Annotated in this window: 13 protein-coding genes; 4 read left to right on the forward strand and 9 right to left on the reverse strand. The window is 51.0% G+C overall.

What is annotated here, in order from left to right; genetic code table 11:
* Window positions 1–57: 57 nt before the first annotated feature.
* From dnaE to tsaE, 4 genes are all read right to left on the reverse strand, one after another.
* Window positions 58–3,573 (reverse strand): DNA polymerase III subunit alpha, encoded by a 3,516-nt coding sequence (gene dnaE, locus AACZ40_RS00780; protein ID WP_291179115.1) that lies wholly within the window; start codon window positions 3,571–3,573, stop codon window positions 58–60.
* A gap of 297 nt (window positions 3,574–3,870) precedes the next feature.
* Entirely contained in the window at window positions 3,871–4,161 is a 291-nt protein-coding gene (locus AACZ40_RS00785) for a hypothetical protein (protein ID WP_291179118.1), read from the reverse strand.
* Between the two features lie 102 nt (window positions 4,162–4,263).
* Window positions 4,264–5,268 (reverse strand): NAD-dependent epimerase/dehydratase family protein, encoded by a 1,005-nt coding sequence (locus tag AACZ40_RS00790; protein WP_291179121.1) that lies wholly within the window; start codon window positions 5,266–5,268, stop codon window positions 4,264–4,266.
* A 54-nt stretch (window positions 5,269–5,322) separates the two neighbouring features.
* The gene (tsaE, locus tag AACZ40_RS00795; RefSeq protein WP_291179124.1) at window positions 5,323–5,805 is read right to left on the reverse strand and encodes a tRNA (adenosine(37)-N6)-threonylcarbamoyltransferase complex ATPase subunit type 1 TsaE; all 483 of its coding nucleotides are present in this window, start codon (window positions 5,803–5,805) and stop codon (window positions 5,323–5,325) included.
* Window positions 5,806–6,118: 313 nt separating this feature from the next.
* Between tsaE and AACZ40_RS00800 the strand changes: the two genes are divergently transcribed.
* The 4 genes from AACZ40_RS00800 to uvrB all read left to right on the forward strand — a co-directional run bounded on the left by AACZ40_RS00800 (window position 6,119) and on the right by uvrB (window position 12,049).
* Window positions 6,119–7,315 (forward strand): MFS transporter, encoded by a 1,197-nt coding sequence (locus AACZ40_RS00800; RefSeq protein WP_291179127.1) that lies wholly within the window; start codon window positions 6,119–6,121, stop codon window positions 7,313–7,315.
* A gap of 547 nt (window positions 7,316–7,862) precedes the next feature.
* Window positions 7,863–8,627, forward strand: coding sequence for a gamma-glutamyl-gamma-aminobutyrate hydrolase family protein (locus AACZ40_RS00805; RefSeq protein WP_291179130.1), 765 nt, complete (start codon window positions 7,863–7,865; stop codon window positions 8,625–8,627).
* A 325-nt stretch (window positions 8,628–8,952) separates the two neighbouring features.
* Window positions 8,953–9,831, forward strand: a complete 879-nt coding sequence (locus tag AACZ40_RS00810; RefSeq protein ID WP_291179133.1) for a segregation/condensation protein A — start codon at window positions 8,953–8,955, stop codon at window positions 9,829–9,831.
* Window positions 9,832–10,003: 172 nt separating this feature from the next.
* The gene (gene uvrB / locus AACZ40_RS00815; RefSeq protein ID WP_291179136.1) at window positions 10,004–12,049 is read left to right on the forward strand and encodes an excinuclease ABC subunit UvrB; all 2,046 of its coding nucleotides are present in this window, start codon (window positions 10,004–10,006) and stop codon (window positions 12,047–12,049) included.
* Window positions 12,050–12,065: 16 nt separating this feature from the next.
* Here the strand turns inward: uvrB and AACZ40_RS00820 are convergent, their stop codons facing one another.
* From AACZ40_RS00820 to AACZ40_RS00840, 5 genes are all read right to left on the reverse strand, one after another.
* On the reverse strand, window positions 12,066–14,684 hold the full coding sequence (locus AACZ40_RS00820; protein WP_291179138.1) for an excinuclease ABC subunit UvrA: 2,619 nt from the start codon (window positions 14,682–14,684) through the stop codon (window positions 12,066–12,068).
* 12 nt (window positions 14,685–14,696) lie between these two features.
* The gene (gene rimI / locus AACZ40_RS00825; RefSeq protein ID WP_291179141.1) at window positions 14,697–15,248 is read right to left on the reverse strand and encodes a ribosomal protein S18-alanine N-acetyltransferase; all 552 of its coding nucleotides are present in this window, start codon (window positions 15,246–15,248) and stop codon (window positions 14,697–14,699) included.
* 352 nt (window positions 15,249–15,600) lie between these two features.
* Window positions 15,601–15,915 (reverse strand): hypothetical protein, encoded by a 315-nt coding sequence (locus AACZ40_RS00830; protein WP_291179144.1) that lies wholly within the window; start codon window positions 15,913–15,915, stop codon window positions 15,601–15,603.
* A gap of 173 nt (window positions 15,916–16,088) precedes the next feature.
* Complete coding sequence (locus AACZ40_RS00835; RefSeq protein WP_291179147.1) at window positions 16,089–17,417, reverse strand: PhoPQ-activated protein PqaA family protein; 1,329 nt, start codon at window positions 17,415–17,417, stop codon at window positions 16,089–16,091.
* A 116-nt stretch (window positions 17,418–17,533) separates the two neighbouring features.
* The gene (locus AACZ40_RS00840; protein ID WP_291179150.1) at window positions 17,534–17,974 is read right to left on the reverse strand and encodes a hypothetical protein; all 441 of its coding nucleotides are present in this window, start codon (window positions 17,972–17,974) and stop codon (window positions 17,534–17,536) included.
* Window positions 17,975–18,033 lie beyond the last annotated feature (59 nt).

Raw genomic sequence — 18,033 nt, forward strand, 5'->3', positions numbered from 1 at the left:
ATTTCTCTTAATCTGCCAGAACCGATCTCATTAATGACTGTGATCGCTGCAAAAGTGCTACCGGACCGGACTTCCATTGGTACTTTTTTTCTTCACAGGGGTATGGAAGTGTATATGGCTCTGACCAATCACGGCAGTTAGCTGAGTCTCGAATTCATTGCTGCAGGAAACGCGCAGGCTTCCCGGAGGGTTGAGTACATATCGTAACTGCGTGTTGGGTTTCTCCTGATCCACCGAATCGACAACCAGAATGACTTCTGTCTGCCCGGGGAATTGTGTCAGCACGTCATGGACATTGACCATATCCTGCCGGGAGTGAACTCCGCGTTTAAAATTGATTGCCAGGCGGTCAGTGAACTGTTTCCGGGCATCATTCAAAGTCAGTAGCTGGTCGACAATGACGTTCGGTTCCCTGCCCCGTTTGTCGATTTTCCCTTTGATAATGACCATCGCTTCCAGTTTGACTTTCTCACCCATCGAAGCGAACTGTTCGGGCCACATGATACAGCGAACCAGTCCATGGGGATCTTCAAGGTCAAAGTTCACATAGCGTGTGTTTCCATTCTTGCTTGGCTTTTTCGTAGCTGCCATTTTGATAGAAGACACCATGCCTGCGAGGATGACTTCGACCCGGTCATCCATTTCCGCCAGCTCATTAGTCTGATTCTGAGCATATTTGGAGAGGGCCGTTCCCATTTCCGCCAGTGGATGGGATGTGAGATAGAAGCCGAACACTTCTTTTTCAGCGCCCAGTTTCTGGGCACGCGGCCAGTCTTCTGCTTCCGGCAATGAGGTTTCTTCTGCTGAATCAGATTCTTCGTCAGTCGGTTCATCGCCGAACAGGCTTTTTTGTCCTCGTGCCCGGTCGCGATGGATGTTCAATGCCGATTGCACGGCACGTTCTACTGTCAGCATCAGCTGCGCCTGGTTGCCGCCCAGGCTGTTCAGGGCTCCTGCTTTGATGAGGATTTCGAGCGTACTCTTGTTGAGGGTTTTGGGGTCAACACGTTCACACAGGTTATACAGGCTGGTAAACGGTCCATTTTCCTCACGCTCCTTGACGACCGCTTCGAGAACCTGTTCCCCGACTCCTTTGATGGCCCCCATGCCGAAGCGGATTTTTTCGCCATCGACGCTGAATTCCACCTCGGAGCGATTGATGTCCGGTGGGAGTACTTCGATTTTCATCCGGCGACAGTCATCAACGTGTTCGTTGATTCGTTCATGACTTTCCATTCCGCAGGAGAGTAAGGCCGCCATGAATTCTTTGGGGTAATGGGCTTTCAGGTACGCCGTCGCATAGGCGACTCCCCCGTAGGCGGTAGAGTGCGATTTATTGAACCCGTAACCTGCGAACTTTTCGATCATTTCAAAAAGGTCGGTAGCCAGTTTGACATCGACGCCACTTTTTTCGGCGCCTTCCAGGTATTGATCGCGGAAATCCGCAATGATTTTCAGTTTTTTCTTGCTGATCGCTTTAATACAGCGGTACGCAGCAGAAAGCTCGATGCCTCCCACGCGGTTCAGAATCCGCATGACCTGTTCCTGGTAGACCATCACGCCGTAGGTCTCATCCAGAATTTCGTCTACAATGGGATGAACTTTGGGAATCGGAATCCGGTTATTTTTAACATCGACATACTGCATCACCATCCCCCCTTCCAGAGGGCCCGGACGGTACAGAGCGGAGGTTGCGATGATATCTTCGAACTTGTCTGGCTTCATCTTGGTCAGCAGATCGCGCATCCCGCCACTTTCCAACTGGAAGATCCCTTTGGTTTCTCCCCGTTGCAGCAGCTCGAAGGTTTCCCGGTCATCCAGGGGCAGTTTATGCGGATTGATATCGATGTTGCAGTGTTTTTTGACGTTTTGAACGGCCTTGTCCAGGATCGTCAGGTTGCGCAGACCCAGGAAGTCCATCTTGAGCAGTCCCACCGATTCGACGGTAGGGCCATCCCATTGGGTGATGATGTCAGTCTTGCCGGTTATCGATTGCAGAGGAACGACTTCGGAGAGAGGCAGGTCCGCCACAACGACACCCGCCGCGTGGGTACCAGCACTGCGGCATAAACCTTCCAGCTGCATTGCCAGATCGAGCAAGCGTCTGATTTCGGAATCCTGATCGTAGGCAGACTGGAGATCGGGGCTTTCTTTCAGCGCATCCTGCAGTTTGATTCCCAGCGATTCAGGTATCATCTTGGCGATTTCATTGACACGTGCCAGCGGAACTCCCAGCGCACGCCCTACGTCCCGGATGGCCGCCTTGGCTTTCAAAGTACCAAAAGTACCGATCTGTGCCACGCTTTTCTCACCATACTTCTGTTTGGTGTAATCGATCACCAGCTGGCGTCGGTCACGGCAGAAGTCGATATCGATATCAGGTGGTTCCGTACGACTGGGGTCCAGGAACCGTTCAAACAGCAGGTCGTACTTGAGCGGACAGACCTGGGACATCCCCAATAGAAATGCAACGATCGCGCCACACGCCGATCCACGTGCTGTACAGGGAATGCCTTCGTTTTCGGCAAACTGCACGAAGTCCCACACGATGAGGAAGTAGCTGGAATAGCCCATCTGTTCGATCACACCCAGTTCCAGATGGAGTCGGTCCCAGTGTGCCTGTGTCAGTTCATCTCCGTATTTAATGGGCAGGCGATCTTCACAGAGTTTTCGCAGGTATTGCGTGTCGGTCAAATTATCCGGTGGCTGGAAGACCGGGTAGTATTTTTTATCCGACATCTGGATGTCGACCCGTTCTGCCAGTTCCTGTGTCCGGGCGACCGCATCCTCATGGCCGGGGAAGGCATTGTACATCTCTTCCTGTGTCCGCACGAAAAACTGGTCGCCGGTCATTTTCATGCGTTTTTCATCACTGACAACCGCCCGCGTACTCACGCAGAGCAATACATCCTGTGCTTCGGCATCTTTCTGATCGACATAGTGCGCATCGTTAGTCGCAACCAGGGGCAGGCCCATTTTTCTGGCCAGATCGACAGTTCCTTCCAGGCATTGCCGCTGAATCTCCAGGCCGGCATTCTGGATTTCCATATAGACTCTGTCTCCGAAAACCTTTTCATACCAGGCGCATAATTTTTCCGCTTCTTCCCAGTCTTCTCCCAGAATGTGATGCGACAATTCCCCGGCGGCACAACCTGTTAACAGAATCAGCCCTTCGCTGTGGGCCTCCAGGATTTCCTTGTCGATTCGCGGTTTGTAGTAGAAGCCTTCCAGGTAGGACATTGATGAGAGTTTGATCAGGTTTTCGAACCCCTGGCGGTTTTGCGCCAGCAACGTCAGGTGGAAGCTGGCCTCTTTCATTCGGGAAGCCCCTTTTTCGAAGCGGCTCCGGGGGGCGATGTAAGCTTCCAGCCCGAGGATGGGATTCACGTCCTGGCTGCGGCATTGCTGATAGAAATCCATCGCGCCGTACAGGTTGCCGTGGTCGGTGATCGCGAGCGAATTCATCCCCGCCTGTTTGACTTTACTCACCATCTCGGGGATGCGGCTGGCACCATCCAGCATGCTGAAGTGGGTGTGACAATGCAGGTGAGCAAAAGGTCTGGGGTCGCTCATATTATTCCGTGCTCCCGTTTTTATGAATGCCATCCAGGCAAAACACAGCTTGAGCTGTGAGAGATTGGTAACGAAAGGAAGCTGGAGAGAATTCTGCTACAGCTTCCATTCCCTGAGTGTATGTCGAATCTCTGGTTTGTCAATCAACCTGGAGGCTCTGCACTTTTGGTTTTTAATATGAACGTTGATTGATGAACGTGATCTTGAATTTCACGTGTTCGCAGTAATGCTGAGCTGATCAAAACCGTTCATTGCAACACTGTTCCTCTCAGGCAAGCTCTGCCCCGGGGAAACGCTTCAGCCGATCCAGAGGTTGATATACCAGTTCACGCCGTCGGAGAGCGGGGGAAACAGGTCGCAGGCTAATAAAAGAGGGGTGTAGAACGCTGCGAAGAATGGCGAACTCATTGAATTAAATGAAGAGTACCATTGCCAGAATAAGGGGCCGATAGAAAGTACGTACAGGAGCACTAAAACGGTAATCTGAATCGTGGAAGTGATAATGTACCGCCGCCATGACCAGGCTTTTTGAGCAGGCTGCTGTGGTTGATCTGTCTGATCAGATGGCTGCGTTTGGGGACTTTCCATAATACTATTCTAACTTTCAGGCATGGGGCAGGTCAATCGCCGAGTTCCCCTGCTCTGCTGCATTCGCAGGGATTTTACGCAGATTTCATAAGCGGATCGGATTTACGGTAACTGGTGGTGGTTTCGGAACCATTCGATTGTCGCCCCCATCGACTGCTGAAATGTTTTTTGTGGTTGATAATCCAGTTCCTGCTGTGCTTTCTGCGAACTGAAATCCAGGTTCAGCCCCAGGAACTTGATGCGCGCCTGTGACAGGATGGGAGCCTGTTTTTTTCCCAGAAATCTCCAGAGACCTTCCATGATCCGGGCCAGGTTCCGGGCGACGGGGAGTGGGACCACTTTTTTCGGAGGCTGGTACTCGGCCAGTTCTGCGATCGTAGAAATGAATTCACGCTTACTGACCAGGGAGACATCCGTGATATTGTAGGTCTGACTCAATGCTTCTTCGTTGAACAGCGCCAGAAAAATGGCGTCAACCAGATGTTCCACGTAAGTATTATTCATCAGTTTTTCCGGGCTGCCCAGGTAGGCGAATCGACCGGATTTCAATCGTTCCAGAATGCGGGGCAGAACAGTCCGATCCCGGGGACCGTAAATAAAGCCGGGGCGTAAAATGGTGTAAGGAATTGAATGCTTCAACAGCAGTTGTTCTGATTCAATTTTGCTTAAAGTGTAGCCATCAATGCCGGAAGCGTGCGGAGGCTCTGTTTCGTCAGTGCCATAATGATCGCGGGCTTCATAGACTCCCAGCGAACTGATGTGAATCAAATGCTTGATCAGGCATTGTTCTTCCAGTGCCGTCAACAGATTCTCGAAACCCTTGACGTTGGTGTTTCGGTATTCGTCGACACTCCCCCAGTCACCTACTTTGGCTGCGGTATGAACGACAATCGTTACGCCAGTCAGGGCATCCCCTAATGATTTTTTATCGGTTAAATCGCCCTCAACCAGCTCGGCGTTGAAATCTTTCAGGAACTTAGCCTGATCAACTGAGCGAACCAGCGCTATCGTTGGGATCCCTGCCTCTCGCGCCCGTTGAATGACATGACTGCCAACCAGACCTGTTCCTCCCGTGACAAGCAGTTTTTGTTCTGATTCAACGGTCATTTTGCTCTTTTCCTGATTCAGATTGGATTGGGGAGAGTTCGCGGCTTGAAAGATTCAGATTGATTCCGATTTCAGTCGGGCGATGATCTGTTCAGACCGTGCCCCCTGCCCTTGAAACCGAAATGTGCGCGCTGTTTGTGAAGTGTGTTCAATATTGATCTGCAACAGATCACCGGGCAGGACTTCCTTGACTTTGTCGGCCCACTCGATCAGGCAGACTCCGTCCGAGTAAAGCAGGTCATCTGCTCCCAGTTCCAGAAATTCATCGGTGTCACGCAGACGATAGGTGTCGAAGTGGTACAAGGGAAGTCGCCCCTGGTATTCCTGAATCAGGACAAAGGTCGGGCTGGTCACTTCAGCCGGATCGACGCCGAGCGCAGTGGCGATTGCCTGAACCAGACGCGTTTTACCAGCACCCAGATTACCATTCAAAGCGATGACGGTTCCCGGGGTCAGAGTTTCTGCCAGCTTTTTCCCCAGGCGTTGTGTCTCGAGCTCGCTGGTTGATTCAAAAGTCCACTCAATTTCGGATTGCAACGATCATACTCTCGGTAAAGATTTGTTTTGAATACTCTCTGATTCTGATGGTATAGCGGGTTTTCGCAATTATCACAATACAAGCTGTTTCAGGCAGAATCAGGAAAATGCACCTGAGCGCATTACATTTAACGATAGCGTCTCTTAATCTATTATACTCGGACAAAATGGCCCTGGAGAGGCTATCGTAAAACTGGACGCAGTCTCAAATCGGAGGGGCCGCCCTGCCCCGGCGATTCGCATTCTGCAATGCACTCCGATAGAATACCTGCTGACTTCTGAATTGAATTCCTGCCTTAAAGCTTTCCTGAACATGTCCCACGCCTATCGTAGTCTGATTTGTCTCACCCTGACTCATATCATCGTTGATGCTTCAGCAATTGTAGTTGGCCCTTTGTGGGGGGAACTGGAACGGGTTCATTCCCTGACGGAGAATTCGCTGTTCATTGTACTGACCATTCATGCGCTGGCATCCTCACTGGCTCAACCCGTATTTGGATACATTCGCGATCGATACCCGATCAAATCCATTTTATGGCTGGGGCCGTTGCTGGGAGCTGTGATGATGCCGCTGGTCGGGCCGGCAAACAGTGTCTTTTTGCTGTGTGTGGCTTTGCTGTTGGGGGGAATTGGTATCGGTTCTTTCCATCCGGAAGCGGCTGTGGTCGCAGGTTCCCTGATTCCGGAACGACGTACGCGGAGTCTGTCGCTGTTCATGTTCGGCGGTGCCATGGGGCTGGCGATCGGGCCGATCATCTGTGGGGCGATCGTTTCTACCTGGGGACTGTCGAGCGTCTGGATTCTGGCGCCGTTGTATGCCGGTCTGATTCTTCTCCTGCACAGGATTGGTAAACCACCGGCGGCTCTGTTTGAACGCGATCGAAAGAAAAAGGCGCAGTCATTGTCGCAGATGCTGGAAGGACGGGTGCCGCTGGCGTTGTTTCTATTTATGGTCTGCTCGCTCAGACTGGTTCCCAATATGGCGATGGATAAGCTGATATCTTTCATTCTGAAAGACCAGAATGTTTCCGCATTTCAGATCGGCCTGGTCCAGTCCGTCTTTCTTTTTTCGGCCAGCGCCGGGATGTTGCTGATGGCATTTCGATTCAAATCCGGTCATGAAAAGTTGTTTATGGTTGTCTGTCCGCTGCTGGGCATTCCCCTCATGCTGGTACTGGGCTGGGAAGGATGTCCCCTCTGGCTGATGACACTGTTATTGGTTCCCAGTGGCCTGATTTTATGGGGAACCAGCCCCGCGATGGTCTCTTATTCCCATCAGCTTTTTCCGAAAGGGGGAGGTGTGGCATCCGCAATCACAATGGGGATGGCGTGGGGGGGCGGCGGTATGATCCAGGCGAAGATCACCAGCCATTTTGTAGCGTTGGGAACGCCTCAACTGGCATTTCATGCAATCATTCCCTGCCTGCTGCTGGCGGCGATCGGGGCGATGCTGTTACCTGTAGCGAAAGCGTCCTCAAAAACGCAGACGGAAGCCATTGAACCTGCGTGATTCAAGCGGTGATTCGAGGTCCGAAACGTAGTGAGTGAATTGAGAATCAATGTGTCCTCAGGCCTGTCATCTGGCGAATGAAGGCTGTGAAATGAAGGCTGCGAAATGTGGTATTTTTGTTTTTTTTGAATAAAAATGAGAGCGGAAGCACTGAATTTCATTTTTAAAAGCAGGGATAACACAAGATATGGTATGTGAATCTGCTGAGGTCAGGATATTCGCTCAAAATAATCGATTCACTAGACAGCGTGCGGGGGCGGAACTAAGATCCGCACACTCAAGTGATTCGCAAAGTCTGGAATGAATCATTTGAATTTACTGAAAATAATCAGTAGCAGACGGACCGAAGGAACGGACCGCTAAGAAGAGAATGGATTCTATTTCAAATCGTTCGATCAGGGGGGATTTTCATCCGCTCGAACGCACTTCGAATGCGAGTCTCTACGCAAACGCTTCCTTCCATCTGCTCAATTTGGGGAATTCCCGTTACCTCCCCGTAAGTTTTTTTGACCGCACAGGAAGTGCACTGAAGTGAAGGATGGATTCGATGTCTAAGAAACCCTTGATTGGAATTACCGGAGATTTTCGCCCCGAGCAAAAAGAGTCACAGGCTTTGAGCTGGTTCTTTACCGGCTACTATGACTCGGTCACAGACGCTGGTGGTATTCCCGTTATGATGCCTCCCCTGGCTGATGATGACGATCTGAAACAGTTTCTGGAGCAGCTGGATGGCCTGATTCTTTCCGGTTGTGCCTTAGACCTGGATCCCATCCGTCTGGGATTTGAAAAACACCCTGCTTCTCGCGCCATGCCTTTACGCCGCGAAGACTTTGACCGTCGTGTCTGTACGATGGCAATGGAAATGAAAATGCCTCTGCTGGCGATTGGATCGGGTATGCAACTGATGAACGTCATCAGTGGCGGCACACTGCATCAGCACGTTATCGAAGACGTTGCCGGTGCCATGTACCACCGTGATGGTGTGGAAGCCAACCTGCGTCATATTATCAATATCGAACCTGGTACCCGCGTTGATAAAATGTACGGTCCTGGTGAAATTCGTGTGAACAGCCAGCATCATATGGCTGTGAAATATGTGTCGAAAATGTTTGTTGTTTCGGCGACTGCTCCGGATGGCGTGATTGAAGCCATTGAAGTACCCGATGAAGACTGGTTCTGTGTTGGCGTGCAATGGCATCCCCAGAATCACTCCGCGTCTGCTCTGGATATGCAGGTCTTCGAGAATTTCCTGACAGCTTGCGAAGAGCCCGAACCACAAATTCTGCAAATGCCTGTCCGCAAAGCTGCTTAACCCAAAGATGGGTTTACGGCGGCATTTCTGTCTGTTGAGGGCAGACCGAAGTCGCTGCAGCTTTGTATCATCGTGATACGATGAACTCGAAATCGGCAAGTCATTACGACTTGCCGATTTTTTTCTTTAATGGTCAGGCTCTCGGAAAATTTGAACTTGTACCGGTTATTCTGACGATAACGATAGTATCCCACTCGAAAATGGCGGGAACTGACGACGAATCTGATTCGATCCCGCTTCGAGAAAAATCTGTAACCCGCATTGAGAAAACGGGATAGCGCTAATACTCGGCGTCCGTTTTCCCTGATTGAGCCCGAAAAATCATATGACGACTGCCCAATATAAGGTCGACCTCAGTATATACAGTGGTCCATTGGATCTGCTGTTATACCTGATTCGGCGGAATGAACTCGACATTCTCGACCTGCCAGTCGCTTCTATTACGGCAACGTTCAATGAATTCCTGGATGTGCTGGAACTGATTGATCTGGATCTGGTGGGCGATTTTATTCTGATGGCCAGCACTCTGGCTGAAATCAAAAGTCGAATGGTACTGCCGCGGGCGGAAGAAGAAGAGGTTGCGGAGGTCATCGACGATCCGCGCAGCGATCTGATTCAGCAACTTCTGGAATATAAAAAATTCAAAGACGCCGCCAACGCGCTGGAAGAACATGCCGCAGAATGGCAGGAACATTATCCCCGACTCTCCGATGAGCGTCCCAAATCAGGCAAAGATCCTTCTGAAGATCTGATCAAAGAAGTCGAACTGTGGGACCTGGTCAGTGCGCTGGCTCGTGTCGTCAAACGCAAAGAAGTGGAAGAGCATTCCAGTATTACCTACGACGATACGCCGATTTCTACTTACGTGGAACGAATCGGTGCGCGTGTTCGTGTCGAGCAGCGGGTTACATTCAGCAGCTTTTTTGAAGGAGAAAAGCTGCGGAGCCGGATTATTGGAATATTCCTGGCCATTCTGGAGCTGTTGCGTCATCATCACTTCCGGGCAGATCAGCCTGTGGAACATGGTGAAATCTGGGTGATGCCTCCTCTGGAAGATACGTCCGAAGCAGCCGAAGCTTCCCCGGATCAGCATGCTCCCGAAGAAGAAACGGTCGTTCAAGAAACGGTCATTGCAGAATCTGATTCTGAAGCTCCCGTACAGCCGGAAGCACCTCCAGAAGACGAACCGGAATCGGAAGCATAATCCGTTTTCCAGGTGTCGTTTTATTATCGGGCGGCTTCTTTCGCTGCAGTACAGCCAGACCCTTTCTTATTGGCACTTCGATTCTCTACAATAAAAGGCTGAAAGTCTAATTCCGATCTGAGTGTCCCGCCAGTTTTTCGGTAAGGGTCAAGTCTGGAGAGTGCGAGCGAACATGTCTGTGTTTCAGTTAAAGAGTGAATTTCAGCCTTCGGGAGATCAGCCGGCAGCCATCGAAGGCCTGGTGAAGGGCATCCGAGCAGGCAAATCGGATCAGGTCCTGCTGGGGGTTACCGGTTCAGGAAAAACCTTTACCATGGCTAACGTGATTGCCGAACTGGGGCGCCCTGCCTTGGTGCTCTCGCATAATAAAACCCTGGCAGCGCAGCTGTACTCCGAGTTCAAAGAGTTTTTTCCCGATAACGCGGTCAGCTACTTCGTCAGTTATTACGATTATTACCAGCCGGAAGCGTACATTCCCCAGCGCGATATTTACATTGAAAAAGATGCATCCATCAACGATGAAATTGATCGACTGCGCCTGCTGGCGACCAGCGCCCTGGTCAGCCGTCGTGACGTGATTGTGGTGGCGAGTGTAAGCTGCATCTACGGGCTGGGCTCTCCCAAGGATTATCTGGAAATGATGATTCCTCTGCGGGTGGGGGAAGAAATCGACCGGGATGAAATGCTGCGTAAACTGATTGACATTCAATATGACCGCAACAATGTGGAATTGGCACGGGCCCGATTCCGTGTGCGTGGTGATGTCGTCGAATGCTGGCCTGCTTATGAAGAGTTTGCCTTCCGGATTGAATTCTGGGGGGATGAAATTGAAAACCTGGCAATCATCGATCCCCTTACAGGCGAAGTGCTGCGGACTGTCAAAGAAGCCTATATTTATCCCGCCAAACACTTTGTTCTGCCGCAGGAACGAATTGAGTCGGCGATTCAGGAGATTCAGACGGAGCTGGATGAACGCATTCAGGTGCTGCAGAGCGAAGGCAAACTTCTGGAGTCACAGCGATTGAGTGCGCGGACCCGCTATGACATGGAGTTGCTGGAAGAGGTCGGGTTTTGCCCGGGGATCGAAAATTACAGTCGGGCATTGGCGGGCAGAAAACCGGGTTCGCCTCCCGATACGCTCCTGGACTTCTTTCCGGAAGACTATCTGTTATTTGTGGATGAGTCCCATGTGACCTGTTCTCAGGTAAAGGCAATGTTTGCTGGTGACCGTTCCCGGAAAACGAATCTGGTCGATCATGGATTTCGCCTGCCGATGGCACTGGATAATCGTCCATTGACTTTTGATGAGTGGAATGCCCGGCGAAAACAGACAGTCTTTGTATCGGCAACGCCGGGTGACTGGGAACTGGAACGTGTCGAAGGAGAAGTGGTCGAACAGGTCATTCGTCCTACCGGATTGATCGATCCTGTGATTCGTATCGAGCCCGCGCGGGGGCAGGTGCCTCATCTAAAAGAAGAAATCCTCAAGCGGGTTGCCGTTAATGAGCGCGTGCTGGTGACGACATTAACCAAGCGGCTGGCAGAAGACCTGTCATCCTATTTTCAGGAAGAGGGAATTCGTTGTGCGTGGCTGCATTCGGAACTCGATGCGTTTGAACGCGTGGAAATTCTGCGCGGCTTGCGTGAGCAGAAATATGATGTGGTCGTGGGGATCAACTTATTACGTGAAGGACTCGATATTCCGGAAGTCTCACTGGTAGCGATTCTGGACGCCGACAAAGAAGGTTTCCTGCGGAGCGAGACCAGCCTGATTCAGACGATCGGTCGCTCGGCCCGGCACGTCAATGCGGAAGTGATTCTGTATGCAGATCGTGTGACTCCCAGTATGCAGAATGCCATGGATGAAACCGAGCGGCGCCGTGTGATCCAGGAAGAATATAACCGGGAACATGGAATTACTCCCGAGTCGATCAAAAAAGCAATTAAGCGGGGAATTGAAGAAGAGATTGAGGCGCGCCAGTTTGTGCGGGAATCCGTGGGGTTCAAGGACGAGTCGGAATACATTACGCAGGAATTCCTGGGAGAACTGGAGCAGGAAATGCTGGAAGCAGCAGAGAAGTTGGAGTTCGAACGGGCCGCGTTACTGCGCGATCGGATTGATGATCTGAAAAATCAACGGGGAAAAACGGGAAGTCAAACTCAGAAGGGTTCTTCGCGTTCCGGTAAAAAAGGGAAACGCCAGCGTAAAAGACGGTAATCACGCCTGGTCGGTATTATGAAAACTTCGCATTAAGTGCCATCCCTGTATAAGACGTGGGATGGGCGGCGACTTCTGCAGGCGTGCCGGTGACTACGATGCAACCCCCCTCAGCTCCTGCCTCCGGTCCCAGGTCAATAATATGATCTGCAGCGCGAATCAGATCCACGTTATGCTCGATCAAAATGATCGAATGGCCTGCTGCCAGCAGATAGTTAAAGCAGTTCAGTACGTATTGGATATCCAGTGGGTGCAGGCCGCGCGTCGGTTCGTTCATCAGGAACAGCGTTTTGTTGCGGCTGCTGGTATTGAGATAGGCGGCCAGTTTCAAACGCTGGCATTCCCCGCCTGAGAGGGTCGGGAGAGGCTGACCCAGAGGCAGGTATCCCAGGCCGACGTCTTTGAGCTGTTTCAGTTTTTTCTGTAAGGCCGACTGACCCCGAAAAAACGGAAACGCTTCGTCCACGGTCAATTCCAGGACCTCTGCGATATTCAGTTTTCGGTATTTGATATCCAGCAACTCCCGCTGATACCGTTTGCCATGACATTCCTGGCAGTCCATTGTCAAATCCGCGAGAAACTGCAGGTCAATTTCAATCTTCCCGGTCCCTTTGCACACCGGACAGCGGCCCCCCGACTTGCTGTTGAAACTGAAATGTCCCGGCGAAAGATTGCGAAGCCAGGCATCGGGTGTTTGGGCAAAAATAGAGCGAATTTCGTCAAACAGATTCAGGTACGTTGCCGGTATACTGCGCGGATTCTGACCTGTCAGGGAGTGATCCAGCAGTATGACTTCATCGATCTGATCAGCGCCTGACAGGGATACGCTGCCAGCATCGATCTGGCTCGATCGAGTCGCGGAAAGCTGCGCTGCGAGGAGGGGAAACAGGGTCTGCTCGAGCAGGCTGCTTTTCCCGCTGCCGCTGATCCCGGTTACCACGCACAATTGCCGCAGGGGAAAGCGAACGGTGATGCTCTGCAGATTATTTCGAGTTGCGTTGGTCAGCGTGATCCAGTCTGAGGCTGGCTGGCCAGGTTCTGTTTTCAGTGGTGCCGTTTCTGTGGAGTTTAAGAATCTGCCCGTGGGAGAGATCTCGCTGGTTTTCAACGCTTCGAGCGGACCTGCGAAGATGACTTCTCCCCCTGCTTTTCCGGCTTCCGGGCCCAGTTCGATAATATGTTCTGCAGCGCGGATAAAAGCAGCATCATGTTCGACAATAAGTAGTGTGTTGTTCAACTGTCTTAATTTCTGCAGAACTGAAATGACACGATGGCAGTCAGCCGGATGCAGACCTGAAGAAGGCTCATCCAGTACATACAGGGTGTTGACCAGGTTGGATGATAACAGGGAGGTGAGCGATGTTCTCTGGATTTCACCACTGGAAAGAGTGGAACGCGTGCGATTCAGTGTGAGGTAGCCTAATCCCAGTTCAATCATCAGGGAGAGACGATCCCTGATTTCACGTATGACGGGAGTCAGGGGCTGCGCTTCTGATTCTGACAGCCCTTTCGAAAACTGTTCCAGCCAGTCAGGTATCTGCTGGACAGGGAGTTGACCCAGTTGATCGATATTGTGTCCATTGACGCGAACTGCCAGGGCGGAAGGGTTCAGGCGGCTGCCATGGCAGTGGGAACAGATTTCTATCGTATTTGTGCCGGTTGTTGTGGGAACTGTCCCCGCTCCTCCGCAATGGGAACAGGCGCCGCCGGGGCTGTAAAAATTAAAGAGCTGTGGTTCCGGCTGGGCAAATTCGAGAGGGCATTGCGGGCATGACAGATCAGCGGAGAAATCAAAACGCAAGATCTGCTGCTGCCCGATGGAAAAGGGAATCCCTGTTGCCTGGTTTTCAAGAGGCTCCATCACGAGGAGGATTGCCTGACCGGAAGACTCGCTGAAGGCGAATTCCAGGCTTTCGAGGATCCGCTGTTCATCGATGGACCGGGTTGTCAGCCGGTCGAGCACTACCAGGATTTCCTCGTCGCGGGCGTCGGCTTGAGCGAGGACTGCTGCCGCGTCGTCTGAGAGCTGATATTCCTCGTGGTTTAAAATTATGCGGTTCAGACCCTGCTGTTTCAGCTCCTGGATGATTTCAGAAAGAGATTGCTCGCCCAAAGTGATCGGATAACAGATCTGGTAGCGGATTTCGGTCGGTAACGATTTGATAAATGCCAAGACGGTTTCTGGTGTTTGAGGAGCGATCGGAATCTCGCAGTTCGGACAGAAAATCTGACCAGAAGCGGAAAACAGGAGTCGCAGGTAATGCTGGATTCCCGATTCGATACCAGCGGTTGATTCCAGGCCCCTGGAGGAAAAGTGACGCTGGCTGGTGTTCTGCCTGAGGGCAATGGCCGGTGGAATTCGCGTGATCTGGTCTGCGTCCGGTTTCGGAAGCTGGTTTAAATACTGTCGCGCAGAGGGAGAGAGGGTTTCCAGGTAGCGTCTCTGTCCTTCGGCGTAGAGGGTATCAAATGCCAGGCTGGTTTTGCCTGAGCCACTGACGCCACAGACCGCGATCAGCTGATTCAAAGGGATATCAAGGTCGATATTTTTCAGATTATGGACCCGCACCCCCCGCACCTGGATGACGGACGAAGGGATCGCGGAAGCAGATTCGTCTGGCAGGTGTGTGGTCATGTGCTGTCAGTTTCAGGCAGCGTCAGAAGCGTCCAGGTAATTACTGATCCGATTTTTAGGAGAAAGTCCGGGAGCAAAATCCTGTTCGGAGCGTTCGAGCCGATATTGCAGAACGTAGGCATCTTCGCCAGCATCTTCGAAGTAGTTTCGCAGTACGGAAACCGCACGGAAATCCATTTTGCGGAAGAACAGCTGGGCAGTCAGATTGGTTTCCCGCACTTCGAGGGCGATCTCGCGGCGGCGCTGCTGGGACAGTTTATCAACCACCCGTTGTACCATCTGGCGACCAATCCCCTGCTGACGAAATTCGGGAGCGACGGCAAAGTTGAGTACCTGAATCATCGATTTGTGGAGTTCATAAATCATGAACCCGACGATCTGGTGGTTATGCTCGGCAACCATTCCGATGCAGTTTCGCTGTCTCAGACAACTGAGAAAATATTCTTCAGACCAGGTGTATTCAAAGCTGTCTTCTTCAATTCGAAGTACTTCTGGCATGTCTCTGCGGATCAGCCAGCGAATTTGAACCATCAAGTCCTGATTGGGGGGTTGATTGAGACTCATAGTCGCCTTCCTGCTACTGATAAGTTCTTCAATAAGTGCCGGGATCTGTTGCTATTTTCATCCTGAAAAATACTGCAGCAGTCCGGAGTTCATGTGAATCATTAAGGTTTGGATCAGGCGTCGAAACAGGTGATCATGATTGCGGATGTGATTCAGAGATTTGGACGCCTCGAATCGCGAGGTTGATTCTCGAAAGTTATCAGAAGTCGAAATCGGCGCACAGACGAATTTTTTATTTTTTATCAGAATCTCATCGAAAGCAGGTAGAAACCTGATCTGTACGGAGGCGTAAGCGCAGTAGCAGACTGCGGCTTGAATGCTCTCATCTGGGGTCAAACGTACGTGAAAATCTCTAACCCTTTTTGGGCAGAGGCATCCGGCGTTTGATAAGCAGGTGATTGATGACCTCTTCGATACCGGTCAGAGCCTGGATGCGTTTGGTAATATCCGGGCACTCCCCATCAAATTCCAGGACGCCTTTCAGGCAGACACCATTTTTTGTGCGGTGGACGACCAGAGAGTTCACGCAGACGTCCGTATCTTCCGTCAATGCATGCTGAATTTCACATTCGAGGGAATGTGGCGCATTGAACTGCATCACGGCAGATCTTGCGGCTGTCTTTGCGGGGATACGGTTAGTTTCCTGAGCGAGCGTTTCGTTTTTCATTTCTTAGTTCCTTTACCACCAGTAAGGTCGGTCCATCCTTCCGGTTATTTTGGCGGATTTGTTCTGTTAAGCGTCATCTTAACATTCAAATTTGAAACTTATAGATGAAAATCAAAACTTCTTTCTAAATTGTGAAGAAACGATCGTGTTTTACCGAGTATCTGATACCTGAGTCATTTTGACGTAGTGATCGTGCAAAGTGAATACGGGATATTATTGATGGTATAGATGGCTTCCAGGTAGTAAGCGATGTGCCCTTTTTCTGGTTTGTTTATTTTAGCTAAATATCCAGAGCCATTGAGAGGGACTTCGGTGGAGGTCCATTTTGAATCTCGAAAGTCTTTGTCGTCAGATTGTGCAGTCCACAGTCGTACCTGAAGGGGCTTGCTGGAACTGGTCAGTTTGACCTCAAAATCTTTGGTATTGTCCCAGTCCAGTTTGGGGAGTTCTTTTCCGGTCGCAGCATGTATGAAGAAGGCGGCGAGTGTCTGCAGTGCGTATTCCACACCCTCTCCCAGGTCGTGACCAGCATTGGGGACCTGCAGGATGTATTTGGGTCCCACCAGGTCTGACCAGTAAAATCGCATGGCGTCTACGACCCAGTATTGGTCATTCGTGCCATTGATCAGGAGCTTGGGCAGTGTAAGCTGTTGACGATAGGTGTAGGGGTCCATCATCAGACGCAGGTGTTTTTCCCGTTCTGATTCTTCGCCTTCCACAATCAGTCCTTTGCTGGTGTAGTCAATAATCTGGTCGCTGTATTTTCCCCAGGTATTGATCTGATGTTTCATCTGATCGCGAAAATTGAGGGTATCAATCACAATCGGCGCGGTTGCGATAATCCGTTTGTCAACGACGGGTGTGAGCCAACTGGTCCAGCCACGTTTCGAAGCGCCCGTAATGACGAAACCGTCAATCACCAGATTTCGTTTTTCCAGAGCGATTTCCTGGATGGCGTCCATCGCTTTGACCGCACTTTTTGCCATCGGGAACAGCAGCGGCCAGTTTTCGTCACCCGTTTTCAGATAGCGCAGCCAGGTTTCGGTAATCAGGTCATCTTCTTTTTTGCCATCAAACAGCGGCTGGTTGGGGACCTGTGTGAGTAGTGCAACCCGGGCCCCGGTTGTTTTGGCCAGCAGGAAAGCAGGCTTTAACCGCTTTTGGTCTGGCTGCCCGCCGTTGCTGCCGCCTGTGACAAATAACAGCACTTTACTGTTAATCTGCACGTTGTCCGGTTCGAAAATGTAGAGCCAGTGTTTCCAGGTCATCCCCTGCCAGGTTTGTGAAGTCAGTTCCACCGGATACGCGGTCACGCCATCGTGTGAGAATGAATCATGGATTTCCCACTGATATGCCGGTTCCTCGCGTTCGATGTATTTAAAAAAGGCATCAGGAATCTGGCTGGCTGTCGTGGGCCTTGCTGGAATATTTGTTTTTTCAGCGGCTGTCAGAGGAGTGCAACTGATGGCCAGAATGAGAGAAGTAACAATACGTGTCAACATGGTAGGTTTCCGGTATGCAGTAAGCGGTAAATTGGAAGAATTGAAATCAACTGAGAGCCGAGAAGGATGCCATTGTTTCAGTGTCAAATCTACTGTCAGATTAAAAGCGTGTGCTTTTATTTTGTGGTGAGTTCAATGACTCCGAGGTCCACCGGTTTTCCCGGCTCGACCGTGAATTTGATCTCTGATTTTTCAGGATTAGTGTAGCGTTTTTTCAGCTTGTCCGGCCCACCATAGCTGCGCGACATCATATTCATTTTTCCCCAGAGAAACGTCAGCGCGTACTCCCCTTCCGGCATCCCATCACCTGAGGTGTAAGTAGAGATTTCGAAAGTACCATCGTTGGCTGTCTGGCTTCCGGAAATCGTTGGATGCTCGGTATCAATTTCATCTAGTTTGTGGCACGTAATCTTAATGGGGGAGCCGGGTTCTTGCCCGTCAACGGTTATTTTTCCCGTGACGGGGAAAGTCTCTTTGGTATGTGGTTCTTCTACACTTCCACAGGCAGAGAACATCAGGGGGAACAGGGTGGCGCATAGAATATTCAGCAGTTTCATGGGGTGATCTCAGGAAAATAGAGGATGTGTTGAATTCAAACTCCACCTGGAGCGTTTGT

Source organism: uncultured Gimesia sp. (genome assembly GCF_963972345.1).
Classification (GTDB): domain Bacteria; phylum Planctomycetota; class Planctomycetia; order Planctomycetales; family Planctomycetaceae; genus Gimesia.

Excerpts from the sequence above, each read along its gene's own strand:
- dnaE (WP_291179115.1), bottom strand. The coding sequence starts at position 3,573 with ATGAGCGACCCCAGACCTTTTGCTCACCTGCATTGTCACACCCACTTC.
- AACZ40_RS00785 (WP_291179118.1), bottom strand. The coding sequence starts at position 4,161 with ATGGAAAGTCCCCAAACGCAGCCATCTGATCAGACAGATCAACCACAG.
- AACZ40_RS00790 (WP_291179121.1), bottom strand. The coding sequence starts at position 5,268 with ATGACCGTTGAATCAGAACAAAAACTGCTTGTCACGGGAGGAACAGGT.
- AACZ40_RS00800 (WP_291179127.1), top strand. The coding sequence starts at position 6,119 with ATGTCCCACGCCTATCGTAGTCTGATTTGTCTCACCCTGACTCATATC.
- AACZ40_RS00805 (WP_291179130.1), top strand. The coding sequence starts at position 7,863 with ATGTCTAAGAAACCCTTGATTGGAATTACCGGAGATTTTCGCCCCGAG.
- AACZ40_RS00810 (WP_291179133.1), top strand. The coding sequence starts at position 8,953 with ATGACGACTGCCCAATATAAGGTCGACCTCAGTATATACAGTGGTCCA.
- uvrB (WP_291179136.1), top strand. The coding sequence starts at position 10,004 with ATGTCTGTGTTTCAGTTAAAGAGTGAATTTCAGCCTTCGGGAGATCAG.
- AACZ40_RS00820 (WP_291179138.1), bottom strand. The coding sequence starts at position 14,684 with ATGACCACACACCTGCCAGACGAATCTGCTTCCGCGATCCCTTCGTCC.
- rimI (WP_291179141.1), bottom strand. The coding sequence starts at position 15,248 with ATGAGTCTCAATCAACCCCCCAATCAGGACTTGATGGTTCAAATTCGC.
- AACZ40_RS00830 (WP_291179144.1), bottom strand. The coding sequence starts at position 15,915 with ATGAAAAACGAAACGCTCGCTCAGGAAACTAACCGTATCCCCGCAAAG.
- AACZ40_RS00835 (WP_291179147.1), bottom strand. The coding sequence starts at position 17,417 with ATGTTGACACGTATTGTTACTTCTCTCATTCTGGCCATCAGTTGCACT.
- AACZ40_RS00840 (WP_291179150.1), bottom strand. The coding sequence starts at position 17,974 with ATGAAACTGCTGAATATTCTATGCGCCACCCTGTTCCCCCTGATGTTC.